We start from the raw sequence: 26,340 nt of genomic DNA, 5'->3' as shown, positions 1-26,340 counted from the left end.
GGGTAGCATCGCCTCCCCATGAACTGGCCCTACGAAATCCGCATCGGCTGGCGCTACACGCGCGCCGGTCGCGCCGGTCGCCGCAACGGCTTCATCTCCTTCATCTCGGGCGTGTCGATGCTGGGCATCTCGCTCGGCGTGGCGGCGCTGATCATCGTGCTGAGCGTGATGAACGGCTTCCAGAAGGAGGTGCGCGACCGCATGCTCAGCGTGATCGCGCATGTCGAGGTCTTCGCGGCCGACGGCCAGCCCATCGATGACTGGCAGGCGCTGGCGAAGCGGGTCGCGCAGGATCCGCAGGTGAAGGCGGCAGCCCCCTTCGTCGCGGCGCAGGCGCTGGTGGCGCGCGGCGAGGACATGCGCGGCGCGATGATCCGCGGCATCTCGCCCGCCGACGAGCCCGGCGTCACGCCGCTGGCCGCGCAGCTGCAGGGCGGCCCGCTGCGCCGGCTCGAGGCCGGCAGCTGGAACGTGCTGATCGGCGTGCAGATGGCGCGCGCGATGGGCGTGCGCGAGGGCGACCCGATCACGCTGGTCACGCCCGGCGGCCAGACCACGCCCGCGGGCGTCGTGCCGCGGCTCAAGCAGGTGACGGTGGCGGGCATCTTCGACGCCGGCCACTACGAGTACGACAGCACCATGGTGCTGATGAACATCGACGACGCGGCGCGGCTGTTCCGCACCGGCGGCCCGCAGGGCATCCAGCTGCGCCTGGCCGACCAGCAGGCCGCGCGCGAGGTCTCGGCGCGGCTGGGCGCCCGGCTGGGCGCGTCCTTCCTGGTGCGCGACTGGACCCGCACCAACGCCGCCTGGTACGACGCGGTGCAGATCGAGAAGCGCATGATGTTCATCATCCTGACGCTGATCGTGGCGGTGGCGGCCTTCAACCTGGTCTCGACCCTGGTGATGACGGTGACCGACAAGCAGGCCGACATCGCCATCCTGCGCACGCTGGGCGCCAGCCCCCGCTCGATCATGGCGATCTTCATGGTGCAGGGCGCGACCTCGGGCGTGATCGGCACGCTGGCCGGCCTGGCGCTGGGGCTGGCGGTGGCCTTCAACGTCGACGTGATCGTGCCGGCGCTGGAGCGGCTGTTCCAGGCCTCCTTCCTGCCCAGCAGCGTCTACCTGATCTCGCGCATGCCCAGCGACCCGCAGGCGGCCGACATCGTGCCGATCGGGCTGATCTCGCTGGTGCTGGCCTTCGTGGCCACGCTGTATCCGAGCTGGCGCGCCAGCCGCGTCAACCCCGCCGAGGCGCTGCGCTATGAATGAGCCCTTCCGATCCGATCCTTCCTCCGATCGCGTCGACCCCGTGCTGCAGGCCACCGGCCTGGTGCGGCGCTTCCGCGAAGGCGGCGCCGGCGGCCCCGACGTCACCGTGCTGCACGGCGTCGACCTGACGATCCGCCGCGGCGAGACGGTGGCGATCATCGGCTCGTCGGGCTCGGGCAAGAGTACCCTGCTGCACCTGCTGGGCGGGCTGGATGCGCCCAGCAGCGGCCGGGTGATGCTGGCCGGGCGCGATCTGTCGACGATGGACGCGGCCGAGCAGGGCCGCTGGCGCAACCGCCACCTCGGCTTCGTCTACCAGTTCCACCACCTGCTGCCGGAGTTCAGCGCGCTCGACAACGTGGCGATGCCGCTGCTGATGCGCCGCGAGCCGCTGGCCGCGGCGCGCCGGGTCGCCGCGCAGGCGCTCGAGCGCATGGGGCTGGCCGCGCGCGTCGAGCACCGGCCGGGCGAGCTTTCGGGCGGCGAGCGCCAGCGCGTGGCCATCGCGCGCGCGCTGGTGACCGATCCCTCGTGCGTGCTGGCCGACGAGCCCACCGGCAACCTCGACCGCGACACCGCCACCGCGGTGTTCGCGCAGATGCTGCGGCTCGCGCGCGAGCGCGGCACGTCCTTCGTGCTGGTCACGCACGATCCGGAGCTGGCCGCGCGCTGCGACCGCACGCTGCGCATCGACAAGGGGCGCATCGTCGAGCGCGCCCCGGCCGTTCAGTAGTTCTGCATCGTCAGCGTCGCGCCGGTCGTCAGGCCGACGGTGGCGCGCGCGCGTGCGCCGATCGTGCCGTCGGAGGCGATCTCGTGGCAGTGCTCGGTGACGATGCCGATCAGGCTGCTGGCCGAGGTGATGCGCACCGACTGCACGCACAGCATCGTCCAGCGGTCGTTGTCCTCGCCGACCAGGCGCCAGCTCGAGGCCGCCTGGCCGAGCCGGGTCGAGCCGGGGCTGCAGCCGTCGTATTCCTCGTGGACCGCCAGCGGGCCGCTCTGGGTGCGCAGCGCCGCGCCGGGCAGCGCCACCGACGGCGTCGAGCTGATGTCGGTGCAGCGGCCGCTGCCGTCGGTCGAGCCGAAGGCCAGGCCGTTGCCGTCGAGATAGCGCACCGTGTCGACCGTGTCGATCGAGGTGGTGCTGATCCAGAGCTTGCTGACCAGCTCGCTGCGCGCGCCGCTGGTGCCGGTGCGGGGATAGGCCGCGGCGGCCAGCGGCGTGTTCGTCAGCGTCAGCGTGTAGCCGACCGAGCCGCTGGTGCCGGTCAGCGTCAGCGCGCGCGGCTGGGTCATCAGGTTCTTCAGGCCGGTCCGCACGTCGAAGCGGTCGTCGTCGTGGCCGCCGCCGCAGCCGGCCAGCAGCGCGGAGCACAGGAGCGCAAGAGAGGGCAGGAGAGCGCGGGTCATCGGTCCGTCCGGAGTTGAACGGAAGATTCTCGAGCTTGCCGGCGGTCTGCCGCAGGCCCAAAGGGCGAAAAATCGGTAATGCTGCGTGTTCTGCCCGGAGCGCCCGGCCGGGTTGATGTCCGGAAACGACAAGGCCCCGCGTGGGGCGGGGCCTCGAGGTCCGGGATCGGGCACGGGCTCAGGGGACGAGCCACCGGGCCGCGCCCGACGGGATCCTGCAGGAGCACTGCAGGATCCGCATCCGGATCACGCCGGGATCACGCCGTGATCACTTGGCGAGCTTGAAGACCCACATCGAGCCGCCCTGCTCGAGGTAGTTGACCTTCTTGGCCACGTCGCCGCCCCACAGCGGGACCGCGCCGCCCCAGCCGGACGCCACGCCGATGTACTGCTCGCCGCCGTCTTCCCAGGTGATCGGGGGCGCCACGACGCCGGAGCCGGTCTGGAACTTCCAGACGATCTTGCCGGTCTTGGCGTCTGCCGCCTGCAGGTAGCCTTCCGGGGTGCCCCAGAAGACCAGGTTGCCGGCGGTGGTCAGCACGCCGCCCCACAGCGGAGCGTTGTTCGGCGCGTCCCAGACGACCTTGCCGGTCTTCGGGTCGACCGCGCGCAGGTGGCCGATCGGGCCGTCATCCAGCGTCTTGATCGTGAAGCCGGCGCCCAGGTAGGCGGCACCCTTCTTGTAGGTGATCGGCTCGTTCCAGATCTCCATGCCCCACTCGTTCGCCGGAACGTAGAAGAGCTTGGTTTCCGGGCTGTACGCCATCGGCATCTGGTTCTTGCCACCCAGGAAGGACGGGGCGGTGAAGACCGACTTGCCCTTCTTGCCATCGGCGCCTTCGGTCGGATCGCCCGGGCGGCCGTCCGGCGTGAAGTTCGGGCGGCCCGTCTTCAGGTCGATGCCGGTGGCCCAGGTGATCTTGTTGACGAAGGGGAAGGCGTTCTCGAGCTTGCCGTTCTTCGCGTCGATGACGTAGAAGAAGCCGTTGCGGTCGGCCTTGCCGCCGAGGATCTTGCCGCCGCCGGCGTCATAGGTCACGAACTCGTTGACACCGTCGAAGTCCCAGCCGTCGTTCGGCGTGGACTGGTAGTGCCAGACGATCTTGCCGGTCTTCACGTCGATGGCGACGGTCGAGCACGAGAAGAGGTTGTCGCCCTTGCGCAGGTGGCTGTTCCACGGGGCCGGGTTGCCGGTGCCGAAGTAGGCCAGACCGGTCTTCGGATCGAAGGTGCCGCCCAGCCAGGTGGAGGCGCCGCCGGTCTTCCACAGGTCGCCCGGCCAGGTCTTGCCCTGCTCGCCGGAGACGCCGTTCTCGGTCTTGTTGCCGTCCTTGTCGTAGGTGTAGCCCATGTGGCCTTCGACGGTCGGGCGGACCCAGACCAGCGCGCCGGTCTTCGGGTTGCGCGCCTCGACGCGGCCGACGATGCCGAACTCGCCGCCCGACACGCCGGTCAGCAGCAGGCCGCCCGCGATCAGCGGAGCCGCCGAGGCGGAGTAGCCGGCGTGGTAGTCGTCGATCTTTTCCTTCCAGACCACCTCGCCGGTGTCCTGGTTCAGCGCGACGATCTGGGCGTCGAGCGTCATGAAGATGACCAGGTTGTCATACAGCGCGGCGCCGCGGTTGATCACGTCGCAGCACGGCATGATGCCGTCGGGCAGACGGTGCTCGTACTTCCACAGCTTCTTGCCGGTCTTGGCGTCGAGCGCGAACAGGCGCGAGTACGAGCCGGTCACGAACATCTTGCCGTTGTAGACGACCGGCTGCGATTCCTGGCCGCGCTGCTTCTCGCCACCGAACGAGAACGACCACACCGGGACGAGCTTCGAGACGTTGGCGGTGGTGATCTTCTTCAGCGGCGAGTAGCGCTGGCCTTGCGGGCCCATGCCCCAGGACAGGACGTCGCCCGTCGAGGCGGCGTCGTTGTCGATCATCTTGTCGGTCACCCCGGCGTGGGCCATGGACGCGAGTCCGGCACACACCAGCAGGCTCAAGAGTTTCTTCTGCATGGTTGGTCTCCTCAGTGAGGTGGCAGTGGTCACAACGGCTGGAAAGTGCCGTTCAGGGTTGCTTCCCGGGCAACAAATGTGCCACCGGCCGCCGTCGAGGAAACCTTGGGGAACGTACTAGCTCAAGCCCCGATCGGGCCGTCTTTGTGACAGGCTGCCGGGCGGCGATACAGGGTAATTGCGAATATCGTGCTCCAGCCTCGCACAGCGCTGTCTCGGTACGCCGCGGACTCAGACCAGACCGTCGAACAGCCAGACCTCGACCTCGTCGCCGGCGGCCACCGAGCCCTGCGCGTGGCCGAGCACCACCAGCGCGTTGGCCTCGCTCATGCTGCGCAGCACGCCGGCGCCCTGGGTGCCGGTCAGGCGCACCTCCCAGCGGCCGTCCGCGCCGGGCGAGACGATGCCGCGCTGGAACTCGGTGCGGCCCGGGCGCTTGCGCACGGGCGTCGTGCAGCGCGCGCGCAGCACCGGCAGCGGCTGCGGCGTGGCGCCGCCCAGCGTCAGCAGCGCGTCGCGCACGAAGGCGTAGAAGGTCACCAGCGCGGCCACCGGATTGCCCGGCAGCGCGAACAGCCAGGCCGCGTCGGCCTGCTCGGCGCGGCGCAGCGGCCCGAACGCGAAGGGCCGCCCGGGCCGCATCGCGACCTTCCAGAAGGCGATCTCGCCGCGGCGGGCCAGCAGGTCCTTGGTGAAGTCGGCGTCGCCGACGCTCACGCCGCCGCTGGTGAGCACCACGTCGGCACGCGCGATGGCCTCGTCCAGCGTGGCCGCCAGGGCCTCGGGGTCGTCGCGCACCAGGCCGAGGTCGATCACCTCGACGTCCAGGCGCTCGAGCGCGCCCATCAGGCTGAAGCGGTTGCTGTCGTAGATGCAGCCGGCGTCCAGCGGCTGGCCGAGCGTGCGCAGCTCGTTGCCGGTGGAGAACAGCGCCACCCGCAGCCGGCGCACCACCGCGACCTCGGCGATGCCCAGCGAGGCGATCAGGCCCAGGTCGGCCGGCCGCAGGCGTCGGCCGGCGGCCACCGCCGGGCGGCCGCGGCTCAGGTCCTCGCCGCGCAGGCGGCGGTTGTCGCCGGCGCGCAGCGTGCCGGGCGCGATGCGGATGCGGCCGTCCTCGAGCCGGCACAGCTCCTGCGGCACCACGGTGTCCAGGCCCGGCGGCATCACCGCGCCGGTCATGATGCGCACGCAGTCGCCGGGCGCGGTCGTCATCGTCGGCACGTCGCCGGCGTGCACGGTGGCGGCCACCCGCAGCACCGTCTCGGCGCCGTCGACCAGCGCGCTGCCGGCGAAGGCGTAGCCGTCCATCGCCGAGTTGTCATGGGCCGGCACGTCGATCGGCGAGATCACGTCCTCGGCCAGCACGCGGCCGAGCGCCTGGCGCAGCGGCAGCGTCTCGCGGCCGTCGATCGGACGGATCGCCGCGGCGATGGCGGCACGGGCGGCGGCGACGTCGAGCGAGTCGCCGCCGGTCATCAGGGGGGAGGGACCGAGTTCGGGCATGGTGAGGCGGCCGCGTCCGGGCGCGGCAGGACAGGAATGCGATCGACCGATGATAGGCGGGTGGCGCGCGATCACGACCTATGCAGTGAGCGACATATGGTCAGCGACGATTGTCGCGGGCAAGAATCGCGTCCGTTTGCAGCGAGCCCCGTGCTCACCCCATGAACACCTTTGCCGACAGCCTGGGCCTGGCCTGGCACCTGATCTCCTCGCTCGACCCGATGCTGCTCGACATCGTCGCGCTGTCGCTGCGCGTGAGCGCGACCGCCAGCGCGCTGGGCATCCTGATCGGCGGGCTGCTCGGCGCCTGGCTGGCCGTCGCCGCCTTTCCCGGGCGTGGCGCGGTGCTGGGCGTGCTCAACACCCTGCTGGCGCTGCCCTCGGTGGTGGTGGGCCTGACGGTCTATCTGCTGCTGTCGCGCTCCGGGCCGCTGGGCGCCTTCGGCCTGCTGTTCACGCCGGCCGCGATGGTGATCGCGCAGGGCATCCTGGTGGTGCCGCTGATCGCCGCGCTGACGCACCGCCTGGTCAGCGACGGCCTGAGGGAGGGCGGCGACCAGCTCGCCTCGCTCGGGGCCGGGCCGATGACATCGGCCGTGCTGCTGCTGCTGCACCAGCGGGTGGCGGCGCTGACCATCGTGCTGACCGCCTTCGGCCGGGCGGTCGCCGAGGTTGGCGCGGTGATGATCGTCGGCGGCAACATCGCCGGCTCGACCCGGGTGATGACCACCGCCATCGCGCTGGAGACCAGCAAGGGCGACCTGCCGCTGGCGCTGGCCCTGGGGCTGGTGCTGCTGGGCGTGGTCGGCAGCCTGCATCTGCTGATCGCGCTGGTGCGCTGGCGCAGCAGCGTCGAGCCCGCCGGCGCGGCCCAGGAGGCCTGGGCATGACGACCTTGCCCCCGACGCCACTGCTGCTGTCGCTCGAGCAAGCGCAGGTGCGTTTCGGCGCGCAGCAGGCGCTGCAGCCGCTCGACCTGCAGATCCGCCGCGGCGAGCGCATCGCGCTGGTCGGCGCCAACGGCTCGGGCAAGACGACGCTGCTGCGGCTGCTGCACGGGCTGATCGTGCCGGCGTGCGGCCGCCGCGAGCTGCACCGGCTGCCCGCCGACGACCGGCTGCCGCGCGCGGCGATGCTGTTCCAGCGGCCCTTTCTGCTGCACCTGTCGGTCTGGCGCAACCTGATGCTGGCGCTGTGGCTCGGGCGGGTGCCGCGCGACGAGCGGCGCGCCCGCGCGCTCGACGCGCTGGCGCGGGTGGGCCTGCAGTCCTGCGCCGACCGGCCGGCGCGTGCGCTCTCGGGCGGCCAGCAGCAGCGGCTGGCGCTGGCGCGGGCCTGGGCGCTGCAGCCCGACATCCTGTTTCTCGACGAACCCACCGCCAGCCTCGACCCCAGCGCCCGGCGCGAGGTCGAGGCGCTGATCGCCGAGTTCGCCCAGGCCGGCCTGACGCTGGTGATGAGCACGCACAACCTCGGCCAGGTCAAGCGCCTGGCCACCCGGGTGCTCTACCTCGAAGGCGGCCGCCTGGTCGCCGACCGGCCGACCGCCCGCTTCTTCGAGGCGCCGGCCGACGATCCGCTGCCGCCCGAAGCCGTCCAGTTCCTCAAAGGAGAGTTGCCATGGACCACCTGAATTCCAGCCCGAGCCCGGGCATGAAGCCGCTGCGCCGCCGCCTGGTGGCGGCCGCGGTGCTGTGCGTGGCCGCGGTGCTGCCGGGCCTCGCGGCCGCGCAGGACGCGGCGAAGTCGATCGTCATGGCCTCGACCACCTCGACCGAGCAGTCGGGCCTGTTCGCGCACTTGCTGCCGAGCTTCAAGGCCGCCAGCGGCATCGAGGTGCGTGTCGTGGCCGTCGGCACCGGCCAGGCGCTGGACATGGCGCGCCGCGGCGACGCCGACGTCGTCTTCGTGCATGACCAGGTGGCCGAGGAGAAGTTCGTCGCCGAGGGCTGGGGACTCAGGCGCGTGCCGGTCATGTACAACGACTTCGTTCTGGTCGGCCCGGCCGCCGATCCGGCCAGGGTCAAGGGCGCGACCATCACCGAGGCGCTGCGCAAGGTGGGCGCCTCCGGCGCCGCCTTCATCTCGCGCGGCGACAAGAGCGGCACGCATGCGGCCGAGCTGCGCCTGTGGCGCCAGGCCGGCAGCGATCTGGCGGCGCCGGGTGCGCCCAGGCCCGCGGGCTACAAGGAATGCGGCTGCGGCATGGGCCCGGCGCTGAACATGGCCGCCTCCACCGGTGCCTATGTCTTCACCGACCGCGGCACCTGGCTGAGCTTCAGGAACCGGGCCGATCTGACCATTCTGGTCGAAGGCGACAAGGCGCTGTTCAACCAGTACGGCGTGATGGTGGTCAATCCGGCCAGGCACCCGCATGTGAAGCAGGCTGCCGCCCAGGCCTTCGCCGACTGGGTGACCTCGCCGGCCGGACAGGCCTCGATCGCGTCCTACAAGGTCGGCGGCGAGCAGCTCTTCTTCCCGAACGCGCCGCGCTGAGGCGTCTGTCTCACTCTGGAGCATTGGCGGCTCCGGACATAGGTGAACCCCGGGCAGGCGTCCGGGGTGGCCGTTTTCCCGCGTGATTTCTAGGGTTAAGCCTAGGTTCCTCGCCGGCATCGATATGCAGATGATTGCATAGACATCGGCCGATCACGGAGAACCAGTCATGCAGAAGAGCCTCCACCTGAATCCGGACAAGTGCACCGGTTGCCTGCAGTGCGAGATGGCCTGCTCCTACGAGAACTACGGCGTCTTTGCGCCGGCGAAGTCCCGCATCAAGGTCTTCGACTTCCACGAGACGGGCCGCAAGGTGCCCTACACCTGCACCCAGTGCGACGAGGCCTGGTGCCTGCACGCCTGCCCGGTGGAGGCGATCACCATCGACAAGACCACCGGCGCGAAGGTCGTCGCCGAGACCACCTGCGTGGGCTGCAAGGTCTGCACCATTTCCTGCCCCTTCGGCACCATCAACTACGTCCAGGAAACCGGCAAGGTCCAGAAGTGCGACCTCTGCGGCGGCGAGCCCGCCTGCGCCGAGGCCTGCCCGACCGGTGCCATCACCTTCATCGACGCGAACTGGACCGGCATCGACAAGATGAAGGCCTGGGCCGACAAGCTCGGCAACCAGGCCTCCGCCTGATCCTGTCCAGAAACATCCGCCTCACCCGGCACTAGGAGCACACACATGTCTTGGGCAGGAAAGATCCTCCGCGTCAACCTCACGAACGGCACCGTCGCCAGCGAACCGCTGCGCATGGACTGGGCCAAGCAGTACCTGGGCTCGCGCGGCCTGGGCACCAAGTATCTGGTCGAGGAGATGGATGCCACCGTCGACCCGCTGTCGCCCGACAACAAGATGATCTGGTGCACCGGTCCGCTGACCGGCACCATGGCTTCCACGGGCGGGCGCTACACCGTCATCACCAAGGGCCCGCTGACCGGCGCCATCGCCTGCTCGAACTCGGGCGGCTACTGGGGCTCGGAGCTCAAGGCCGCCGGCTGGGACATGGTGATCGTCGAGGGCGCCTCGGCCAAGCCCGTCTACCTCTACATCAGCGACGACGTCGCCGAACTGCGCGATGCCTCCGGCCTGTGGGGCAAGAGCGTCTGGGAGACCGAGGAGACGCTGAAGAAGTCGCATCAGGATCCGCTGCTGCGCATCTCCTGCATCGGCCTGGCGGGCGAGAACAAGGTCCTGTTCTCCGCCATCGTCAACGACCTGCACCGCGCGGCCGGCCGCTCGGGCGTGGGCGCGGTGATGGGCTCGAAGAACCTGAAGGCCGTCGCGGTGCGCGGCACCAAGGGCGTGGGCAACATCGCCAACCCGAAGGAGTTCATGAAGGTCACCTTCGAGAAGAAGAAGATCCTTCACGACAACGCCGTCACCGGCGCGGGCCTGCCGACCTACGGCACCCAGGTGCTGATGAGCGTCATCAACGAGATCGGCGCGCTGCCGACCCGCAACCACCGCGACGTGCAGTTCGAGGGCGCCAAGGACATCGGCGCCGAGGCGATGGCCACGCCGCGCGCGACCGACGGCAAGAAGCACCTGGTGACCAACCAGGCCTGCTTCGGCTGCACCATCGCGTGCGGTCGCATCTCCAAGATCGACAAGACCCACTTCACGGTCGAGAACAAGCCGAAGTACTGGGGCGCCTCGGGCGGCCTGGAGTACGAAGCGGCCTGGGCGCTGGGCGCGGCCAACGGCGTCAACGACCTGGAGGCTCTGCAGTACGCCAACGTGCTGTGCAACGAGCAGGGCATGGACCCGATCTCCTTCGGCGCCACCATCGGCGCGGTGATGGAGCTCTACGAGATGGGCGTGCTGACCCAGGAGCAGCTGGGCATCGACGCCAAGTTCGGCGATGCGCGCGCGCTGGCCCACTTCGCCGAGATCACCGCCAAGGGCGAGGGCTTCGGCGTCGAGATCGGCCAGGGCTCGGCCCGCCTGTGCAGGAAGTACGGCCACCCGGACCTGTCGATGAGCGTCAAGGGCCAGGAATTCCCGGCCTACGACTCGCGCGGCGTGCAGGGCATGGGCCTGACCTACGCCACCAGCAACCGCGGTGCCTGCCACCTGCGCTCGTACACCATCGCCTCCGAAGTGCTGGGCATCCCGGTCAAGACCGATCCGCTGACCGCCGACGGCAAGCCGGAACTGGTCATGGCCTTCCAGGACGCGACCGCCGCCTTCGACGCCGCCGGCATCTGCATCTTCACCAGCTTCGCCTGGACGCTGGCCGACGTGCAGCCGCAGGTGGCCGCCGCCTGCGGCGAGGAGTTCACGCTCGAGAACCTGAACCAGATCGGCGAGCGCATCTGGAACATGGAGCGCGACTTCAACAACCGTGCCGGCTTCACCGCCAAGGACGACACGCTGCCCAAGCGTCTGCTGGAAGAGCCCGCGCAGACCGGCCCGGCCAAGGGTCTGGTCAACAAGCTGCCGGAGATGCTGCCCAAGTACTACGAGATCCGGGGCTGGGATGCGGAAGGTCGCCTGAAGCCCGAGACGCGCGAGCGCCTGGGTCTCTGAGCACGAGAGGCGCAACACGATGAGGCACGTGATCCTCGGGGCCGGTCCGTCCGGCGTCATCGCGGCCGAGACGATCCGAAAGCACGCGCCGCATGACGAGGTCATCGTCATCGGCGACGAGCCGGAGGCGCCGTACTCGCGCATGGCGATTCCCTACCTGCTGATCGGCAAGGTCGGCGAGGAGGGCACGCACCTGCGCCACGGCGAGGGCCACTACGAGCGGCTGGGCATCTCGCTGCGCCGCGGTCGCGCCAAGCGCGTCGACGTGCAGGCGCGCAGCGTCGAGCTCGACGACGGCAGCACGCTGGCCTTCGACCGGCTGCTGATCGCCACCGGCTCGTCGCCGGCCTCGCCGCCGATTCCCGGCATTCACGGCCGCGGCGTGCATCCGTGCTGGACGCTGAAGGACGCCCGCGCGATCGCCGCGCTGGCGCGCCCGGGTGCCAAGGTCATCCAGATGGGAGCCGGCTTCATCGGCTGCATCATCATGGAGGCGCTGCAGCAGCGCGGCGTCGAGCTGACCGTGGTCGAGATGGGCGACCGGATGGTGCCGCGCATGATGGGGCCGACCGCCGGCACCATGATCCGCGACTGGTGCGAGACCAAGGGCGTGCGGGTGTTCACCAGCACCCGCGTCGAGGCGATCGAGCGCCGCGCGCCGGACCTGATGGACCGCCTGGCCGAGGCCGGCGGCATCGAGGACCATGTGCCGGTCACGCCGATGACGGTGCGCCTGTCCAGCGGCGAGCATCTGCCCGCCGACCTGGTCATCAGCGCCACCGGCGTGCGCCCGAACATCGGCTTCCTCGAGAACTCCGGCATCACCTGCCTGGTCGGCGTGCTGACCGACGAGCGGCTTCAGACCAATGTCGAGGGCATCTACGCCGCGGGCGACTGCGCCGAGGCCTTCGACAAGGTCAGCGGTCGCACCATCGTCAGCGCGATCCAGCCCAACGCGGCCGAGCAGGCGCGCGTGGCCGCGATGAACATGATCGGGCGCGACGCCACGCTCAAGGGCGTCACGCAGATCAACGTGCTCGACACGCTGGGCATGATCTCGGCGTCCTTCGGCAAGTGGGACGGCGTGCCCGGCGGCCAGCATGTGGAGCTGACCGACCGCGAGGAAGGCCGGCACCTGAGCCTGCAGTTCGACGGCGACATGCTGGTCGGCTGCAACTCGATCGGCTGGACCGAGCATGTCGGCGTGATGCGCGGTCTGGTCGAGGGGCAGGTCCGTCTGGGCGAGTGGAAGGACCGCCTGCTCGAGGATCCGACGCTGCTGATGGAGGCCTATCTGGCCTGCGCGCAGGCCCAGGGCGACTTCGGGGCGGTTCGCGCCAAGGCATGATGCCGGCATGAGGATCACCTTCAAGCTCTTCGCGATGCTGGCCGAGCACCTGCCGGCCGACCGCCCGCCGGGCAATGCCGTCGATCTGGAGGTGCCGGACGGCTCGACGGTGGCCGCGGTCATCGACCGCTTCCAGCTGCCGCCCGCGCTGGTGCATCTGGTTCTGGTCAACGGCAGCTATGTCGCGGCCGACCAGCGCGCCGCGCGCGTGCTGGCCGACGGCGACGCGCTGGCGATCTGGCCGCCGATCGCCGGCGGCTGACGCGGCCGATGCCGCAGCCCGGTCCCGGATGAACGACGTTCCTGCCGCCTTCTCGCGCGAGCAGGGCTGCACCGAAGCCGAGTGGCTGGGCTGGCTGCCCGGCGCGGTCGACGGCCGTGCGCTGGCGCTGCAGCCCGGCCAGGCGCGCGTCGAGGGCATCGGTCCGGGAGGGCTGACGATCCGCTGGCGCGCGCTCGAGCCGCGCTGCATCGCGCTGATCCGCCTGCCCCGCCTGGCGGTGGACTTCCGCTTCGACGCGGATGTCGATGCGCCCGAGCGCCGGCACTTCATGTGCCGTTTCGATCTCTGGATGCAGCGCGGCGGCGGCTGAGGCGCGGGGGGCGTCGCGCTTTCCGCTATCGTCGCGGCCCATGAAGACCCGCGGCATCCATCTCCAGTACACCTTCGGCCCGCCTGACCAGCGCGGCGCCGACATCGGCAACCCGCTGTTCGACCTGATCAGCGCGGTGCACGAATGCGGCTCGATCCAGCACGCGGCGCGCTCCCTGGGCGCCTCCTACCGCCATGTCTGGGGCGCGCTGAAGCAGTGGGAGGAGGCGCTGGGCGAGCCGCTGGTCACCTGGGCCCAGGGCCAGCCGGCGCGGCTGACGCCCTTCGCCGACCGGCTGCTGTGGGCCGAGCGCCAGGCCCGCACCCGGCTGACGCCGCACATCGAGGCGCTGCGCGCCGAGCTCGAGCGGGTGCTGGCCGACGCCTTCGACGGCACGCAGCAGGTGCTGACCATCCACGCCAGCCACGACATCGCGCTGGCGCGGCTGCGCGAGCTCGCCAGCCAGGACGAGCGGCTGCACATCGAGCTGAAGTTCTCCGGCAGCCTGGACGCGCTGCGTTCCCTGGCCGAGGGGCGCTGCCTGGTCGCCGGCTTCCATGTGCCGGCGCTCGGCGAGGCCGCGCCGCTGTTCTCGCAGGCGCTCAAGCCGCTGCTCAAGCCGGGCCGCCACAAGCTGATCGGCTGCAGCCGGCGTCGCCAGGGCCTGATGGTGGCGCGCGGCAATCCGCTGGAGCTGCGCAGCCTGCGCGATCTCTCGGGCGGTGTGGCGCGCTATGTCAATCGCCAGACGGGCTCCGCCACGCGGCTGCTGGCCGACCACCTGCTGGCGCGCGCCGGACTGGACCCGGCCACGATCACCGGCTGGAGCGAGGGCGCCGAGGACAGCCATCTGGCGGTGGCCGCGGCGGTGGCGTCAGGGCAGGGCGACGCCGGTCTCGGCATCGAGGCCGCGGCGCAGGCCTTCGGGCTGGACTTCGTGCCGCTGGTCGAGGAGGACTACTTTCTCGTCGGCCTGAAGGAGACGCTCGACCACCCGGCGGTGCAGCGCCTCGGCCAGGTGCTGCAGGGGCCGCGCTGGCGCGAGCAGCTCGAGCGCCTGCCCGGCTATCACGCGGCCGAGCGCATCGGCGAGGTGCTGTCGCTGACCCGCGCGCTGCCCTGGTGGCACTACCGCACGCCGCGCGCCTGAGGCCGGGCCTGGCCCAGCACCTTCTGCTCGTAGACCGGGTAGAGGTGGGCGACGTTGCGCACGTACTCGGTGCGGAAGGCGGCCCACTGGCGGAACTCGTCGGGCACCGGTGCGCGCAGCACCTCGTTCATGTCCCAGCCCTGCGCCGCCCAGGCGCTGAAGCTGCGGTCGATCCACTGCAGGAAGCGCCGGGTCTGCGCGATGCCCTCGGCCGCGCGTTCGGGGCCGACCTGCACCGGGCCGTGGCTGGGCACCAGCGTGCGCAGCCCCATCGCCTGCAGCCGGTCCAGGCTCTGGAGCCAGCGCTCGACCCGGGCGTGCGGCGTCGTCGGCACCCGCTGCACGAACACCAGCCCGCCGACGAAGGCCACGCCGCTGGCCCGGTCGACCAGCACCAGGTCGGAGTCGGTGTGGCCACTCAGCTCGGTGAGATCGAAGGTGCGTCCGCCCAGCGTCAGCGTGCCGCGACCGTCCGGGCCGAGCGGCAGGTCGGCGTCGGGCCCCAGCGCCTCGGTGCCGCGCATCCAGTCGCCGCACAGCCGGTAGAGGTTGTTCTCGTAGGCCGAGGCCTCGCGGGCGATGCCGGCGCGCGTCGTCGGCGTGGCCAGGCGCGGCACGTCGGCGAAGCCCTGGTTGCCGAGAAAATAGTCCGGATGCAGGTTCAGGTGGATGACGCGCGCGACGCGCTGGCCGGTGGTGTGCTCGGCCAGCGCGCGCAGCTGCTGGCCGTGCAGCCGGCTGGTGCCGGTGTTGACCACCAGCGTGCCCTCGGCGGTGGCGATCAGGCCGAGGTTGATGATGTTGCAGCCGTTGGCGATCGAGAAGTCGTCGACCGCCCCCTCGACCACCCAGACGCCATCGGCCAGCGCACGCGCCTTCAGGCCGTAGTCGAGGCGGGCGACGTCGACCTGCGGCGCCTCGGCCGCGGCCGGCGGCGCGAAGCCGCCGGCCAGCAGCGCGGCGGCCAGCAGCGCCGCCAGCGGGGAACGGATCGGGAGTTGCCGGACGGTCCTCATGCTCACTCCAGCCGCGCGTCGATGCGGTTGCCGTTGTTGTCGGTGCCGACGATGCGCAGCTGCCCGGCCGGCCTCGTCGGGAAGTCGAAGGAGAACACCGGGTTCTCGCTGACCGGCTCGTAGGTCTGCAGCCGCAGCAGCTCGCGGTCGCCGTCGTCGCGCACGCTCAGGCGGTTGACGTAGAAGGCCGGGATGCCGCCGACCAGGCCGGTGTCCATCGGATGCATGATCTTCAGCCGCAGCCGGCTGCCGGCGGCGCTGTCCGCGCCGGGCACCGGCGAGGCCTCGAAGACGCGGCCGCTGACCAGGCCGAGCGTCTGCGTCCAGCTGCCGTCCTTGCGGGTGCTGCCGGGCACGGTGCAGCCGCCGCCGGCCGAGTCGACCCAGGTGCCGCCGACGTGCCAGACGCCGTCGGCGGTGCGGGCCGCCGCACGCACCGGGCTGGCCTGCTCGAGCTTGAAGCGGAAGGACACGCTGGGCAGCGCGCTGATCGGCTGGTACTCCAGCACCCGCCGGATCGGGTTGCGGTCGACCAGCACGACGATGCGGTCCACGCCGGGCAGGTCGCGCACCGACACGGTGACCGGCACGTTCATCGGGTCTTCGGCGAAGGCCGGCCCGCGCACCTGCACCCGCTCGTCGAAGACGGTGCGCGCGTCCTGGCCGAGGTATTCGCGCCGGATGTCCGGCCAGGGATGCGACTGGTAGGGGTCGCCCTCGAACAGGTCGGCCGCGGCGGTGCCGGCGACGGCCGACAGCGCGGCCAGCGCCGCGGCGAGCACCGCGGAGGCCAGGGCAGGATGGCGCGAGGAGAGGAACATCTGGGGTCTCCCGGGCTGGGCGCGAGGGGTCCGGTGTCGGCGGGCGGCTCCGGGGTTCAGAAGCGGCGCTGGTAGCGCAGCGACACCAGGCCGGTGCGGCCGGCGGCCGGCTCGAAGTAGCGGCCGTTGGCGTCGTTGACGATCACGCTGCCGACCACGCGGCGGTCGGCGACGTTGTCGATGCGCGCCAGCAGCTCCAGCGTGCCGTCGGCGTCCACCGTCCATCGGTGGCTGTAGCGCAGGTTGAAGAGCGCGTGGCCGCCGGCGAAGTCGCTGTTGAGGTCGTTGACCGCGGTGCGGCCCTGGGCGCGCCACTCCAGCCCCAGCTCGCCGTCGGCGCTCCACGGCGCGATCCAGGCCAGCTCGGCGAAGGCCGAGGCCGGCTGCGTGCCGGCGATGCGGTTGCCCGCCGGCACCGTCGCGGTGTTGGTCGTCGCGGTGAGCGTGCACGGCACGCCGGTGCAGGTGACGAAGCCGTCGGCGTAGCGCGCATGCAGCACGGTGAGCGCCATCTGCGCGCGCAGTCCCGGGCGCACGTTCCAGCGGCTGCCCAGCTCGGCGCCCCAGCGCTGCGTGCGGCCCACGTTGCGGAAGGACGAGCGCCCGCCCGAGTTGGTCGCCACGCCGATCTCGTCGTCGGTGTCGATGCGGAACAGCGTCGCGTCCAGCGTCAGGCCCGGCACGCGCCACTTGGCGCCCAGCTCGATCTGGCGGCTGCTCTGCGCCTTCAGGTCGGTGTTGAAGCCGGCGCCGCCGTCGGGGCGGTAGGCCAGCTCGCCCAGCGTCGGCGACTCGTGGCCGCGCGCCACCGCCGCGTGCAGCGTCCAGGCCTCGCTGGCGCGCCAGCGCAGGCCGGCGACCGGGTTGACGTAGTGGTAGGCCAGCTCGCCGGAGTCGTCGCCGTTGCTCAGGTAGTGGTCGTCGACGTCCATGCGCACCCGGCCGCCGCGCACGCCCAGGCTGGCCAGCCAGTCGGGTGCGAGCGTCCATTCGGCCTGCGCGTAGGCCTCGCGGGTGTCGGCGCGGTCGGTCTCGTCGCGGCGCAGCGTGCCCTGCACGCCCAGGGCGGTCGGGGCGGCGGCCGTGCCGGTGTAGTTGTTGTAGCCGCGGCGGGCGTCCTTCTGCCGCTCCAGGCTGGCGCCGGCGGTCAGGTCCAGCGCCTGCCACTGCCATTGCGCACGGGCGTCCAGGCCGTCGTAGCCGCGGTCGAAGTCGACCAGGCCGCCGCCGTGGCGGGCCGCGGCCTGGGTGGCCGGCGCGATCGCCTGGTACTGCGTGACCGCGCGCGTGCCGGCGTAGGCCGCCACCCGGGTCTGCTTCAGCGCGCCGGCGCTGCCGTCGAAGCGGTGCGTCCAGGCGGTGCCGAGCTGGGTCTGGCGGATGGACTTGCGGGTGTCGTACTGCAGCGCGACCGCGGCGGTCTGGTCCGGGTCGGCCTCGACCTGCGCGCGGGTCAGGCCGAGCGGGTCGTCGGCGCTCTGCACCTGGTCGCTCAGCGCGACGGTGACGCGGTCGGCGCCGTCCTGCCAGCCCAGGCGCAGGTTGGCCAGGCGGCGATCGGCGCCGCTGTGCGGGCGGAAACCGTCGATCGACAGGTCGGAGACGTTGCCCGAGAGGTCCAGCCCCTCGCCCAGCGGCGCGGCGAAGCCGACGCGGGCCTGGCGCAGGCCGGCGCTGCCGGCATCCAGCCCGACCTCGAACTGGCGCTCGCGCACCGGCTTCGAGAACAGCGCGATCACGCCGCCGGAGGCGTTGCCGTACAGCGCCGAGAACGGCCCGCGCAGCACCTCGACGCGCTCGGCGCCGGCGAGGTCGAAGTGCGCCACCTGGCCCTGGCCGTCGGGCATGGTCGCGGGAATGCCGTCGGCGTACAGCCGCAGGCCGCGCACGCCGAAGCCGGCGCGCGCGCCGAAGCCGCGGCTGCTGATCTGCAGGTCCTGGGCGTAGTTGTTGCGGTTGGCCACCACCAGGCCGGGCACGCGCGCCATCGACTCCGACAGGTTGATCATCGGGCCGCTGTCGCGCAGCGCCGCCTCGCCCACCGCGGTGATCGCGTAGGGCACGTCCTGCAGCCGGCGCTCGCGGGTCGAGCCGGTCACGACGACCGCATCGAGCTCGGCCTGCGACGAGGCCGCGGCCTGGGCCGACGCTGGCGCGGGCAGCGCCGCCAGCAGGGCGAGGGCCAGCGGGCTCAGCGCGAGAAGGGCGTGCGGACGCGAGTGGGAAGCGGGGCTCGACGGGGTCGGGCAGCGGCGGGAAGCGCGGGAGCGGATCATGGTGCGGACAAGGGGGACGATCATCGTTTGACGGCGATGGTCCCGGTCTGCTGCCCGCGCAGCCAGTCGGCATTTACCCGGTGGAGTTCCCGACTGTCCCGGAAAGTGACATGTGACAGCGGCGGCGCCGGGGCGGCTCAGCGCCGGGCGTGCCCGTCGTCGGGCGGCACGCCGGTGATCCAGCCTTCCAGCGGATCGATGCGCTCGGGCAGGCCCCAGCGGGGCAGCCGCGTCGCCTCGGCCGCCTGCAGCAGGCACAGCACCGCATCGATGCGGTCGCCGCGTGCGTCGTCCACCAGCGCATCCCGCTGCGCCGGGTCGAGCCGCAGCCTCAGGCCGAGCGTGCCGGCCCGGCCCTGCTCGAGCGCCTGCACCAGCGTCTGGCGCGCCTGGCGGCGGGCCTCGTCCTGGCGCGCCGCATCGTCGCTCTTGTAGCTGCGCCGGCCCAGCAGCGCGCGGGCGCTGCGACCGGGATAGGCCTCCAGCGCGATGCGGCTGCGGTCGCCCGCGTGCAGGCCGGGCAGGTGGCAGCCGGCGTCGAGCAGCGCCGGCGCGCCCGCGTGCAGCATGAAGGCCACCGGCGGGTTGACCCACTTCATCGACGGCGAGGAGCCGGCCGGGCGGTCGCAGGCCCGGTGCGCGAACTTCGCGCCCGCCGGCCGTGCCGCGCAGAACGCGGCGAAGGCGGTGCGGATCTCCGGGCGCGACAGGCGCCGGTAATGGCCGATCAGCGCGGCCCAGTCGGTGTCCGGCCAGCCCAGCGTCCCGATCAGCTCGCGCGGCAGGCCGAAGGGCAGGTCGAAGCCGCCCAGCCACGGGCCGGGCTCGTGCAGCAGGTGCAGGAAGCCGTCCGCGTCGGGCAGCGCGCGCAGCCGCTCGAGCCGCAGCTCATGGCCGTCGAGCCGGCCTTCGGCCACGACGATCGGCTTGAGCCGGTCGGGCCGGCTGCCGAAGTCGACGCCCAGCAGGCGCGGCGCGGATTCAGCCGCCGGCACGCCCGACGATCGAGGCGGTGGCGATCAGCTCCTCGAGCATCGCCATCGAGGCGCGGCCCGAGACGGCGAACGGATCGAGCACCGGCCGCGCGCTGTACTTCAGCACGATCGACGGATTGACCCGCGCGAGGTTGACCACGCCCATCGTCCAGCCGGCGAAGCGACGCTCGGCGATCTCCTCGAAGTGCAGCAGCGTCACGTCGTGGTGGCGGCTGTCGCGCACGATCGAGCCGTAGAGCCGGTTGACCGCGTCGCGCCCGCCCTCGAGCACCTGCATGAAGACATCGCCGCCGTGGCACAGGATGCCGGTGATGCCCTGCGCCGGGTTGCGCGCGCGCGACTGCGCCAGGATGGCATCGATCGTCTCGGGACTGACCGCGGTGGCGCGGCTCGCATACAGCAGGCGGACCATCATCGGGATTCCTCTTCGCCCTCGTGGGCAGTGGCTGGCGGTGGCGGGCGGTGACGTCGGTGAGGCGGCGGCCGGGCCGGCTCAGCCCTTGCGCTGGCCCAGCAGCGCAAGGAATTCGCGGCGCAGGTTCGGATCCTTCAGGAAGGCGCCGCGCATCACGCTGTTGATCATCTTCGAGTCCAGGTCGCGCACGCCGCGCCAGCCCATGCAGAAGTGGTCGGCCTCCATGACCAGCGCCAGACCGTCGGGCTGCATCTTGTCGGCCAGCAGGTCGGCGACCTGGATGATCGCCTCCTCCTGGATCTGCGGGCGGCTCATCACCCATTCGGCCAGGCGCGCGTACTTCGACAGGCCGATCAGCGCCGAGTGCTCGTTGGGCAGGATGCCGATCCACAGCTTGCCGATGATCGGGCACAGGTGGTGCGAGCAGGCGCTGCGCACGGTGATGGGCCCGACGATCATCAGCTCGCCCAGACGCTCGGCGTTGGGGAACTCGGTGACCGGCGGCTGCGGCTCGTAGCGGCCGCGGAAGACTTCCTTCAGGTACATCTTGGCGACGCGGCGCGCGGTGTCCTGGGTGTTGTGGTCGCTCTCGGTGTCGATCACCAGGCTGCGCAGCACGCCCGACATCTGGCCGGCGACCTCCTCGAGCAGCGCGTCGAGCTCGCCCGGGCGGATGAAGTCGGCGATGTTGTCGTTGGCGTGGAAGCGTCGGCCGGAGGCGCGGATGCGCTCGCGGATCACCGTCGAGACCAGCCGGCCCTCGTCGTCCGGGCGGTCATGCTGCAGCGGGGTCGGGCTGTTCATCGGGCGGCGGAAGTCATCGTTGTCTTGCACGTCGTTCTTTCAGATCACGACCGGCATGCTATCAGCGCGGCGAAGTCCCCGCCGCCCGGGCGGACGGTCGTACACAAAGCCACACCTGCAACACGGTCGGCCGGACGGGGTTTGCGAGAATGGGCCGTGATGCGGCGATGGTTCCGTGTCGCCTGCCGTGAAGGATGTCTGCCCATGTCCCGCCCGCCGCTGATCGGCATTTCCGCCCGCATCTACTTTCCGGCCGCGCCGGTGGCCGACATCGGCGGCGTCTTCACCCGCACGCTGCACTACCTCGAGCAGTCGGTGGCGCACTGGATCCTGGGCGGGCGGGCCCTGGCGGTGATGATTCCGGCCATCGAGAGCGACGGCATGCTCGCGCGCAGCGAGATGAGCCTGGCCGAGTACGCCAGCCAGCTCGACGGGCTGGTGCTGCAGGGCGGCAACGACATCGCGCCCGAGAGCTACGGCGAGACGCCGCTGCGGCCCGAGTGGCGCGGCGACCGGGTGCGCGACCGCTACGAGATCGACCTGTTCGACGCCTTCGTCAGCGCGGCCAAGCCGGTGGTGGGCATCTGCCGCGGCTGCCAGCTGATCAATGTCGCGCTGGGCGGCACGCTCTACCAGGACATTCCGACGCAGCAGCCCTCCGAGGTCCGCCATCTGCATGCCCAGCAGTACGACCGCCAGTTCCACGACGCCCGGATCGTGCCCGGATCGGGGCTGGCGCGGCTGTATCCGGGGGTCGAGCGCATGACGATCAACTCGATCCATCATCAGGCGGTCAAGGACCTGGGCCGCGATCTGGTGGTCGAGGCCCGCTCGGCGCCCGACGGCCTGGTCGAGGCGATCCGCTGGCGCGGGCCCAGCCTGGTCTTCGGCATGCAGTGGCATCCGGAGTTCATGGCCCAGGACCGCCACCATCCGGCGCAGCTCGACGGGCGGCCGATCCTCGAGGAGTTCCTCTCCGCCTGCCTCAGGCGCCGAGGCTGACGCCGGCCGCTGCGCCGACGCCTGCGCGGCAGCGCGCCAGCAGCGCCTGCATCTCGGCGGCAGCCATCGGCCGGCCGAGCAGGTAGCCCTGCATCTCGTCGCAGCCCAGCCGCGTCAGCAGGTCGCGCTGCGCGCCGGTCTCGACGCCCTCGGCGACGATGCGCAGGTTCATCTTGCGCGCCAGCGCGACGATGGCCTCGACGATGGCGATGTCGTCGCCGTCGTCCGGGATGCCGTCGACGAAGGAGCGGTCGATCTTCAGCCGCTGCAGCGGCAGGCGCTTCAGGTAGGCCAGGCTCGAGTAGCCGGTGCCGAAGTCGTCGACCGAGAGCTGCACGCCGATGCCGCGCAGCGTGTGCAGCAGCGACAGCGTGCCTTCCGGGTCGTCCATCATGCTCGACTCGGTGATCTCGAGCTCGAGCTGGGCGGCGGCCAGGCCGCTGCGGCGCAGCGCCGAGCGCACCGTGCGGTCCAGGCCGTGGCGCTGGAGCTGGCGCACCGACAGGTTGACCGCGACCCGCACGCCGGCGTGGCCGAGCAGATGCCACTGCCGCGCCTGGTGGCAGGCCTCGTCGAGCACCCAGTCGCCGATGACATGGATCAGGCCGGTCTCCTCGGCCAGCGGGATGAACTCGCCCGGGCCGATCAGGCCGCGCTGCGGATGCTGCCAGCGCAGCAGCGCCTCGGCGCCCTCGAGCCGGCCGTCGGCGGCGAACTGCGGCTGGTAGTGCACCCGCAGCTCGCCGCGCTCGATCGCGCGGCGCAGGTCGTTCTCCAGGCGCAGCCGCTCGTGCGCCTGCGCATCCATCTCCGGGCTGAAGAAGCAGTAGGTGTTGCGTCCGGCCGCCTTGGCCTTGTAGAGCGCGGTGTCGGCGTACTTCAGCAGCGTCTGCGCATCACTGCTGTCGCGCGGATACAGGCTCACGCCGACGCTGGCGCTGACATGCAGGTCCTGCGCGTCGATCTCGAAGGGCAGGTCGAGCGCGCCCATCAGCTCGTCGGCGATGCGTGCGGCCTGCGCCGCATCGTCGAGGTCCTCGACCAGCACCAGGAACTCGTCGCCGCCGAGCCGCGCGATCGTCACGTCCGGCGGCAGCAGCTGGCGCAGCCGCTGCGCCACCTGGCGCAGCAGCTCGTCGCCGACCAGGTGGCCGAGCGTGTCGTTGATCGTCTTGAAGCGGTCGAGATCGAGGAAGAGCAGCGCCAGCGCGCGGTGGTGGCGCTGCGCCTGCGCCAGGCCGCGCTCCATCCGGTCGAGCATCAGCATCCGGTTGGGCAGGTCGGTCAGCGGATCGTGGTAGGCCAGATGCTGGATGCGCGCGTCCTGCAGGTGCTGCTCGGTGACGTCCTGCGCGATGCCGGCGCGCCGCACGGTGTTGCCGTGCTCGTCCTGCACCGCGAAGCTGCGCAGCAGCACATGGCGGAGCTGGCCGTCCGGGCGGCGCATCCGGAAGCGCAGCTCGTAGTTGCCGCGGTGCGGCGAGGCATCCACCACCGCCGCACGCACCGCCTCGATGTCCTCCGGATGGATCTGCGCGAACCACAGCCGCCAGTCCTTCATCATCTCCTCGACCGGCATGCCCCAGATCCGCTCGATCGCCGGGCTGACGTAGAGCAGCCGGCGCTCGTCGGGGTCGCTGAGCCAGACGACGTCGTCGATGGTCGCGGCCAGCTCGCGGAAGCGCCGCTCGCTCTCGGCCAGCGCGCGGCGCTCGCGCTCGAGCTGCACCCGCAGGAAGGCCGACTCCAGCGCGATGTGCAGCCGCGGCAGCGACAGGTCGCGCTTGACCAGGTAGTCGTGCGCGCCGAGCTTGATCGCCTGCGCCGCGGCCGTCTCGTCGCCCTGGCCGGTGACGACGACGATCGGCAGGTCCAGGCCGCGCTTCTCGCGCACCTCCTGCACCAGCTCGAGCGCGTTCATGCCCGGCAGCAGGTAGTCCAGCAGCAGCACGTCGATCGGGCCGAGCGCGTCGGCGCCGCCGCGGTCGAGCGCGGCGAGCACCTCGGCGGCGCTGCCGACCGCCTCGACCAGGATGTGCGGGGCCTGCTGGCGCAGGTGGCGGCGCAGCAGGTCGACGTCGCTGGCGGTGCGCTCGGCATACAGCACATGCAGCACCTGGTGGCCGACGTGGTCCGGACGTTCCCGGCGGCGCCGCACGGCCGTCTCGATCGTCGCGGGCAGGTCGTCGAGATAGCGGGTGTCCTTGATGATGTAGTCGTCGGCGCCGCTGCGCAGCGCGCTGACCGCGGCCTCCTCGTCGCCGCAGCCGGTCAGCACCAGCACCGTCAGGGCCGGGCGGCTGCGGCGCACCTGCGCGACCAGCTCGATGCCGTTGCTGTCGGGCAGGTTCATGTCGATCAGCAGCACGTCGCAGGCGCAGTCCGGCTCGGCCAGCAGCGCGCGCGCCTGCTCGAGCGTGGCGGCCAGCCGCAGCTGCAGCCGCGGGGCCCGCAGCGCCAGCATCCGGCGCGTCAGGTCCGCATCGAGCGGGTTGTCCTCGACATAGATCAGGTTCATGCAGGGGTCTCGCCGACGGTACGGCCGGTCGGGCAGGTGAATTCGAGCACGAAGGTGGCGCCTCGGCCGGGCTCGGAGCGCGCGTGGACGCGCCCGTGCATGCGCTCCATCGCCTTGCGCACGATCGCCAGGCCGATGCCGGTGCCGGGATAGTCCTCGACCCGGTGCAGGCGCTGGAAGATGTCGAAGATGCGGTCGTGGTAGCGCATGTCGAAGCCGATGCCGTTGTCGCCGACGGACAGCTCGACGCCGGCCCGGCCCTGGGCATCGGGGCGCGAGATCGCGCTGATCGACAGCCGCAGCGGCCGGTCCGGACGCCGGAACTTGATCGCATTGTCGACCAGGTTCCTGAGCGTCAGCAGCAGGCCCTTGCGTTCGCCCAGGATCACCAGCGCGCCCAGGTCGGTGGCGACCTCCGCGCCGGCATGGGCCAGGCAGCCGCCGACCTCGGCCAGCGTCTCGTCGACCAGGTCCTGCAGCACGATCGGCACCAGCGTCGGGCGCAGCCGCTCGATGCGCGAGTAGGCCAGCAGGTCCTCGATGAGCTGGCTCATCTGGTTGGCCGCGCGGCGGATGTTGTCGACGAAGAGCCGGCCTTCCTCGTCGAGCTGCGCCGCCTTTTCCGACAGCAGCAGCCGGCTGTAGCCGTCGAGCCCGCGCAGCGGCGCCTTCAGGTCGTGCGAGACCGAGTAGGTGAAGCGCTCCATCTCGCGGTGCTTGGCCTCGAGCTCCGCGGTGCGCTCGCTCACGCGCTGCTCCAGGCTGGCATGCAGCGCCTCGATCTGCTGCTCGGCCCGCTTGCGCGCGCCGATGTCGAGCAGGTAGCCGTAGGCGCCGGGGCGGCCGTTCTCGTCGATCTCGACGGCCGCGCGGGCCTCGTGCCAGACCGGGCCGCGGATCGGATGCACGATGCGGAACTCCAGATGGAAGTCGCCCAGGCGCCGCACGGCCTCGCGCATGCCGTCGGCGAGCCGGTCGCGGTCCTCGGCATGCACATGCGGCAGCACCCGGAAACCGGGGTCGGTCAGCTCGCCCTCGTCGCGGCCGAAGGCGCGGCACAGCCCGGGCGACAGCAGGGTGAAGCGCAGCCGGGCCGGATCGCCGATCAGCTGCAGCGCGAACGGTGCGCCCGGCGACAGCTGCATGAAGCGCTCGAGCCGCCGGTCCGAGCCGGCGCGCAGCCGCTCGGCCTGCATCTGCGCGGTCACGTCGACGATCGCGCAGACATGGCTGGCCGGAGCCAGTCCCGGCATCAGCGCCACCGGCGTCGTCGTGATGTCGAGCCAGCGTTCGCGGCCGTCCGGGGCGCGCAGATGCACCGGCGCCAGCGGCCGCGGGCCCGGGGGGCGCTCGCCGGGCAGCAGATGCTGGCGCAGCGGCTCGCCGCCGTGCTGAGGCCGGCCTCGCGCGTCGAGCAGCGTCCAGCCGAGCTGGTCGATGCGGCGCCCGCGCATCGACAGCGGATCGAGTCCGAACAGCGCCAGCGCCGCGGCGTTGCCGGCGAGCACCCGCGCCGCCTCGTCGATGACCAGCATCGCGTGCGGCATCGCGTCGAAGATGCGCATGTGCAGCGGGTCGTGCCGCTCGGTGCGCCCGATCTCCTCGAACTGCCACAGCCGCACCGCGCCCCGCGGGCCCTCGACCCGCGGTCCGACGCGCAGCATGGCCTGCACCGCGGCGCCGGCCGGGCCGCTGCCGGCCAGCCGCACGACGATGCGCGGGCCGACGTCCGCGACCGGACGCCGCAGCAGCTCGTCGAGCTGCGCCCGGTGCTCCGGCGCGATGCGCTCGTCCAGACGCTCGCCGGGTCCGAGGCCGTCCGGACCGAACAGCCGCCGCGCCGCCGCGTTGGCGCCGCGCACGCGACCGTCGTCGGCGCCCGCCAGCACGGCGGCGTCGGGCACCAGATCGATCGGCAGTTCAGGGGCTCCGGGGGAGGACATCGGTTCGCAGGGCATGGACGGGCACGGCAGGCGCTGGATTATGGAAAAACCGGCAAATCCCGAGTGTGGCGAAAGTCTCGCACGCCTGCCCGGTGATCGTTCGCGCTTTCTTGGGGTCGAAGCGTGAAAAACGATTCAGTACCTCGGTCCGGCGCGTTCTTCTCCCGGGTCCTGCCCGGAGGCTGGAATGCCGGAAATGTGCTTTCATCGATGCGCGGGCGGATG

23 protein-coding genes are annotated in these 26,340 nt (G+C 71.7%); 12 read left to right on the top strand and 11 right to left on the bottom strand.

What is annotated here, in order from left to right:
- The first annotated feature begins 18 nt into the window (after positions 1–18).
- Together HNQ01_RS06610 and HNQ01_RS06605 are read left to right on the top strand one after the other, a co-directional pair.
- The gene (locus HNQ01_RS06610; protein ID WP_173804563.1) at positions 19–1,275 is read left to right on the top strand and encodes a lipoprotein-releasing ABC transporter permease subunit; all 1,257 of its coding nucleotides are present in this window, start codon (positions 19–21) and stop codon (positions 1,273–1,275) included.
- Positions 1,268–2,008, top strand: coding sequence for an ABC transporter ATP-binding protein (locus HNQ01_RS06605; RefSeq protein WP_173804562.1), 741 nt, complete (start codon positions 1,268–1,270; stop codon positions 2,006–2,008). Before HNQ01_RS06610 ends, HNQ01_RS06605 begins: the two co-directional genes overlap by 8 nt.
- Here HNQ01_RS06605 and HNQ01_RS06600 read toward each other — a convergent pair.
- The 3 genes from HNQ01_RS06600 to moeA all read right to left on the bottom strand — a co-directional run bounded on the left by HNQ01_RS06600 (position 2,002) and on the right by moeA (position 6,202).
- On the bottom strand, positions 2,002–2,688 hold the full coding sequence (locus tag HNQ01_RS06600) for a hypothetical protein (protein WP_173804561.1): 687 nt from the start codon (positions 2,686–2,688) through the stop codon (positions 2,002–2,004). The genes HNQ01_RS06605 and HNQ01_RS06600 overlap by 7 nt on opposite strands.
- A 268-nt stretch (positions 2,689–2,956) precedes the next feature.
- Entirely contained in the window at positions 2,957–4,696 is a 1,740-nt protein-coding gene (locus HNQ01_RS06595) for a PQQ-dependent methanol/ethanol family dehydrogenase (RefSeq protein ID WP_173804560.1), read from the bottom strand.
- A 231-nt stretch (positions 4,697–4,927) separates the two neighbouring features.
- The gene (gene moeA / locus HNQ01_RS06590; RefSeq protein WP_173804559.1) at positions 4,928–6,202 is read right to left on the bottom strand and encodes a molybdopterin molybdotransferase MoeA; all 1,275 of its coding nucleotides are present in this window, start codon (positions 6,200–6,202) and stop codon (positions 4,928–4,930) included.
- Positions 6,203–6,363: 161 nt separating this feature from the next.
- Between moeA and HNQ01_RS06585 the strand changes: the two genes are divergently transcribed.
- The 9 genes from HNQ01_RS06585 (at position 6,364) to HNQ01_RS06545 (ending at position 14,325) form a co-directional block, all read left to right on the top strand.
- On the top strand, positions 6,364–7,092 hold the full coding sequence (locus HNQ01_RS06585) for an ABC transporter permease (RefSeq protein ID WP_173804558.1): 729 nt from the start codon (positions 6,364–6,366) through the stop codon (positions 7,090–7,092).
- Positions 7,089–7,835, top strand: a complete 747-nt coding sequence (locus HNQ01_RS06580) for an energy-coupling factor ABC transporter ATP-binding protein (protein ID WP_173804557.1) — start codon at positions 7,089–7,091, stop codon at positions 7,833–7,835. The genes HNQ01_RS06585 and HNQ01_RS06580 overlap by 4 nt, the downstream gene beginning before the upstream one ends.
- Complete coding sequence (locus tag HNQ01_RS06575; RefSeq protein WP_434801486.1) at positions 7,823–8,698, top strand: ABC transporter substrate-binding protein; 876 nt, start codon at positions 7,823–7,825, stop codon at positions 8,696–8,698. Before HNQ01_RS06580 ends, HNQ01_RS06575 begins: the two co-directional genes overlap by 13 nt.
- Before the next feature lie 169 nt (positions 8,699–8,867).
- Positions 8,868–9,341 carry a 4Fe-4S dicluster domain-containing protein gene (locus HNQ01_RS06570; RefSeq protein ID WP_037479503.1) on the top strand — a complete coding sequence of 158 codons (474 nt, stop codon included), beginning with the start codon at positions 8,868–8,870 and terminating at the stop codon, positions 9,339–9,341.
- Positions 9,342–9,386: 45 nt separating this feature from the next.
- Entirely contained in the window at positions 9,387–11,234 is a 1,848-nt protein-coding gene (locus HNQ01_RS06565; protein WP_173804556.1) for an aldehyde ferredoxin oxidoreductase family protein, read from the top strand.
- A gap of 19 nt (positions 11,235–11,253) precedes the next feature.
- The gene (locus HNQ01_RS06560; protein ID WP_173804555.1) at positions 11,254–12,582 is read left to right on the top strand and encodes an NAD(P)/FAD-dependent oxidoreductase; all 1,329 of its coding nucleotides are present in this window, start codon (positions 11,254–11,256) and stop codon (positions 12,580–12,582) included.
- 7 nt (positions 12,583–12,589) lie between these two features.
- Positions 12,590–12,844: a sulfur carrier protein ThiS gene (thiS, locus tag HNQ01_RS06555; RefSeq protein WP_149503036.1), complete on the top strand. Its 255-nt coding sequence runs from the start codon at positions 12,590–12,592 to the stop codon at positions 12,842–12,844.
- A 28-nt stretch (positions 12,845–12,872) separates the two neighbouring features.
- A complete protein-coding gene (locus tag HNQ01_RS06550) occupies positions 12,873–13,175 on the top strand; it encodes a hypothetical protein (protein WP_173804554.1) in 303 nt (100 codons plus the stop codon).
- A 40-nt stretch (positions 13,176–13,215) separates the two neighbouring features.
- A complete protein-coding gene (locus HNQ01_RS06545) occupies positions 13,216–14,325 on the top strand; it encodes a substrate-binding domain-containing protein (protein ID WP_173804553.1) in 1,110 nt (369 codons plus the stop codon).
- On the opposite strand, the gene HNQ01_RS06540 is transcribed toward HNQ01_RS06545, so the two are convergent.
- The 6 genes from HNQ01_RS06540 to folE all read right to left on the bottom strand — a co-directional run bounded on the left by HNQ01_RS06540 (position 14,304) and on the right by folE (position 20,652).
- Positions 14,304–15,341, bottom strand: a complete 1,038-nt coding sequence (locus tag HNQ01_RS06540; protein ID WP_173804552.1) for a quinoprotein relay system zinc metallohydrolase 1 — start codon at positions 15,339–15,341, stop codon at positions 14,304–14,306. The two genes, HNQ01_RS06545 and HNQ01_RS06540, sit on opposite strands and share 22 nt — an antisense overlap.
- Before the next feature lie 2 nt (positions 15,342–15,343).
- On the bottom strand, positions 15,344–16,162 hold the full coding sequence (locus HNQ01_RS06535; protein ID WP_173804551.1) for a quinoprotein dehydrogenase-associated SoxYZ-like carrier: 819 nt from the start codon (positions 16,160–16,162) through the stop codon (positions 15,344–15,346).
- A 56-nt stretch (positions 16,163–16,218) separates the two neighbouring features.
- Complete coding sequence (locus tag HNQ01_RS06530; RefSeq protein WP_173804550.1) at positions 16,219–18,438, bottom strand: TonB-dependent receptor family protein; 2,220 nt, start codon at positions 18,436–18,438, stop codon at positions 16,219–16,221.
- A 137-nt stretch (positions 18,439–18,575) separates the two neighbouring features.
- On the bottom strand, positions 18,576–19,433 hold the full coding sequence (locus HNQ01_RS06525) for a DUF429 domain-containing protein (protein ID WP_173804549.1): 858 nt from the start codon (positions 19,431–19,433) through the stop codon (positions 18,576–18,578).
- A complete protein-coding gene (locus HNQ01_RS06520; protein ID WP_173804548.1) occupies positions 19,420–19,848 on the bottom strand; it encodes a BLUF domain-containing protein in 429 nt (142 codons plus the stop codon). The genes HNQ01_RS06525 and HNQ01_RS06520 overlap by 14 nt, the downstream gene beginning before the upstream one ends.
- Before the next feature lie 78 nt (positions 19,849–19,926).
- Positions 19,927–20,652: a GTP cyclohydrolase I gene (gene folE / locus HNQ01_RS06515; RefSeq protein ID WP_173804547.1), complete on the bottom strand. Its 726-nt coding sequence runs from the start codon at positions 20,650–20,652 to the stop codon at positions 19,927–19,929.
- A gap of 204 nt (positions 20,653–20,856) precedes the next feature.
- Between folE and HNQ01_RS06510 the strand changes: the two genes are divergently transcribed.
- Positions 20,857–21,654 (top strand): gamma-glutamyl-gamma-aminobutyrate hydrolase family protein, encoded by a 798-nt coding sequence (locus HNQ01_RS06510; protein WP_173804546.1) that lies wholly within the window; start codon positions 20,857–20,859, stop codon positions 21,652–21,654.
- Here HNQ01_RS06510 and HNQ01_RS06505 read toward each other — a convergent pair.
- Positions 21,638–24,172, bottom strand: a complete 2,535-nt coding sequence (locus HNQ01_RS06505) for a two-component system response regulator (RefSeq protein ID WP_173804545.1) — start codon at positions 24,170–24,172, stop codon at positions 21,638–21,640. The genes HNQ01_RS06510 and HNQ01_RS06505 overlap by 17 nt on opposite strands.
- Complete coding sequence (locus tag HNQ01_RS06500; RefSeq protein ID WP_173804544.1) at positions 24,169–26,115, bottom strand: sensor histidine kinase; 1,947 nt, start codon at positions 26,113–26,115, stop codon at positions 24,169–24,171. The genes HNQ01_RS06505 and HNQ01_RS06500 overlap by 4 nt, the downstream gene beginning before the upstream one ends.
- Positions 26,116–26,340: the final 225 nt, after the last annotated feature.

The sequence above is a fragment of the Sphaerotilus uruguayifluvii genome (genome assembly GCF_013294065.1).
GTDB classification, from domain to species: domain Bacteria; phylum Pseudomonadota; class Gammaproteobacteria; order Burkholderiales; family Burkholderiaceae_C; genus Sphaerotilus; species Sphaerotilus uruguayifluvii.
The sequence above is the reverse complement of the archived record's forward strand: the minus strand, read 5'-3'. Positions and strand labels throughout refer to the sequence as shown.

What these genes read in the sequence shown, in the direction of transcription:
- HNQ01_RS06550 (WP_173804554.1), top strand. Translation starts at nt 12,873, where the DNA reads ATGAACGACGTTCCTGCCGCCTTCTCGCGCGAGCAGGGCTGCACCGAA.
- HNQ01_RS06530 (WP_173804550.1), bottom strand. Translation starts at nt 18,438, where the DNA reads ATGATCCGCTCCCGCGCTTCCCGCCGCTGCCCGACCCCGTCGAGCCCC.
- moeA (WP_173804559.1), bottom strand. Translation starts at nt 6,202, where the DNA reads ATGCCCGAACTCGGTCCCTCCCCCCTGATGACCGGCGGCGACTCGCTC.
- HNQ01_RS06610 (WP_173804563.1), top strand. Translation starts at nt 19, where the DNA reads ATGAACTGGCCCTACGAAATCCGCATCGGCTGGCGCTACACGCGCGCC.
- HNQ01_RS06520 (WP_173804548.1), bottom strand. Translation starts at nt 19,848, where the DNA reads ATGATGGTCCGCCTGCTGTATGCGAGCCGCGCCACCGCGGTCAGTCCC.
- HNQ01_RS06505 (WP_173804545.1), bottom strand. Translation starts at nt 24,172, where the DNA reads ATGAACCTGATCTATGTCGAGGACAACCCGCTCGATGCGGACCTGACG.
- HNQ01_RS06580 (WP_173804557.1), top strand. Translation starts at nt 7,089, where the DNA reads ATGACGACCTTGCCCCCGACGCCACTGCTGCTGTCGCTCGAGCAAGCG.
- HNQ01_RS06575 (WP_434801486.1), top strand. Translation starts at nt 7,823, where the DNA reads ATGGACCACCTGAATTCCAGCCCGAGCCCGGGCATGAAGCCGCTGCGC.
- folE (WP_173804547.1), bottom strand. Translation starts at nt 20,652, where the DNA reads ATGAACAGCCCGACCCCGCTGCAGCATGACCGCCCGGACGACGAGGGC.
- HNQ01_RS06560 (WP_173804555.1), top strand. Translation starts at nt 11,254, where the DNA reads ATGAGGCACGTGATCCTCGGGGCCGGTCCGTCCGGCGTCATCGCGGCC.
- HNQ01_RS06565 (WP_173804556.1), top strand. Translation starts at nt 9,387, where the DNA reads ATGTCTTGGGCAGGAAAGATCCTCCGCGTCAACCTCACGAACGGCACC.
- HNQ01_RS06605 (WP_173804562.1), top strand. Translation starts at nt 1,268, where the DNA reads ATGAATGAGCCCTTCCGATCCGATCCTTCCTCCGATCGCGTCGACCCC.
- HNQ01_RS06510 (WP_173804546.1), top strand. Translation starts at nt 20,857, where the DNA reads ATGTCCCGCCCGCCGCTGATCGGCATTTCCGCCCGCATCTACTTTCCG.
- HNQ01_RS06535 (WP_173804551.1), bottom strand. Translation starts at nt 16,162, where the DNA reads ATGTTCCTCTCCTCGCGCCATCCTGCCCTGGCCTCCGCGGTGCTCGCC.
- HNQ01_RS06585 (WP_173804558.1), top strand. Translation starts at nt 6,364, where the DNA reads ATGAACACCTTTGCCGACAGCCTGGGCCTGGCCTGGCACCTGATCTCC.
- HNQ01_RS06545 (WP_173804553.1), top strand. Translation starts at nt 13,216, where the DNA reads ATGAAGACCCGCGGCATCCATCTCCAGTACACCTTCGGCCCGCCTGAC.
- HNQ01_RS06500 (WP_173804544.1), bottom strand. Translation starts at nt 26,115, where the DNA reads ATGTCCTCCCCCGGAGCCCCTGAACTGCCGATCGATCTGGTGCCCGAC.
- HNQ01_RS06600 (WP_173804561.1), bottom strand. Translation starts at nt 2,688, where the DNA reads ATGACCCGCGCTCTCCTGCCCTCTCTTGCGCTCCTGTGCTCCGCGCTG.
- HNQ01_RS06570 (WP_037479503.1), top strand. Translation starts at nt 8,868, where the DNA reads ATGCAGAAGAGCCTCCACCTGAATCCGGACAAGTGCACCGGTTGCCTG.
- HNQ01_RS06540 (WP_173804552.1), bottom strand. Translation starts at nt 15,341, where the DNA reads ATGAGGACCGTCCGGCAACTCCCGATCCGTTCCCCGCTGGCGGCGCTG.
- HNQ01_RS06595 (WP_173804560.1), bottom strand. Translation starts at nt 4,696, where the DNA reads ATGCAGAAGAAACTCTTGAGCCTGCTGGTGTGTGCCGGACTCGCGTCC.
- thiS (WP_149503036.1), top strand. Translation starts at nt 12,590, where the DNA reads ATGAGGATCACCTTCAAGCTCTTCGCGATGCTGGCCGAGCACCTGCCG.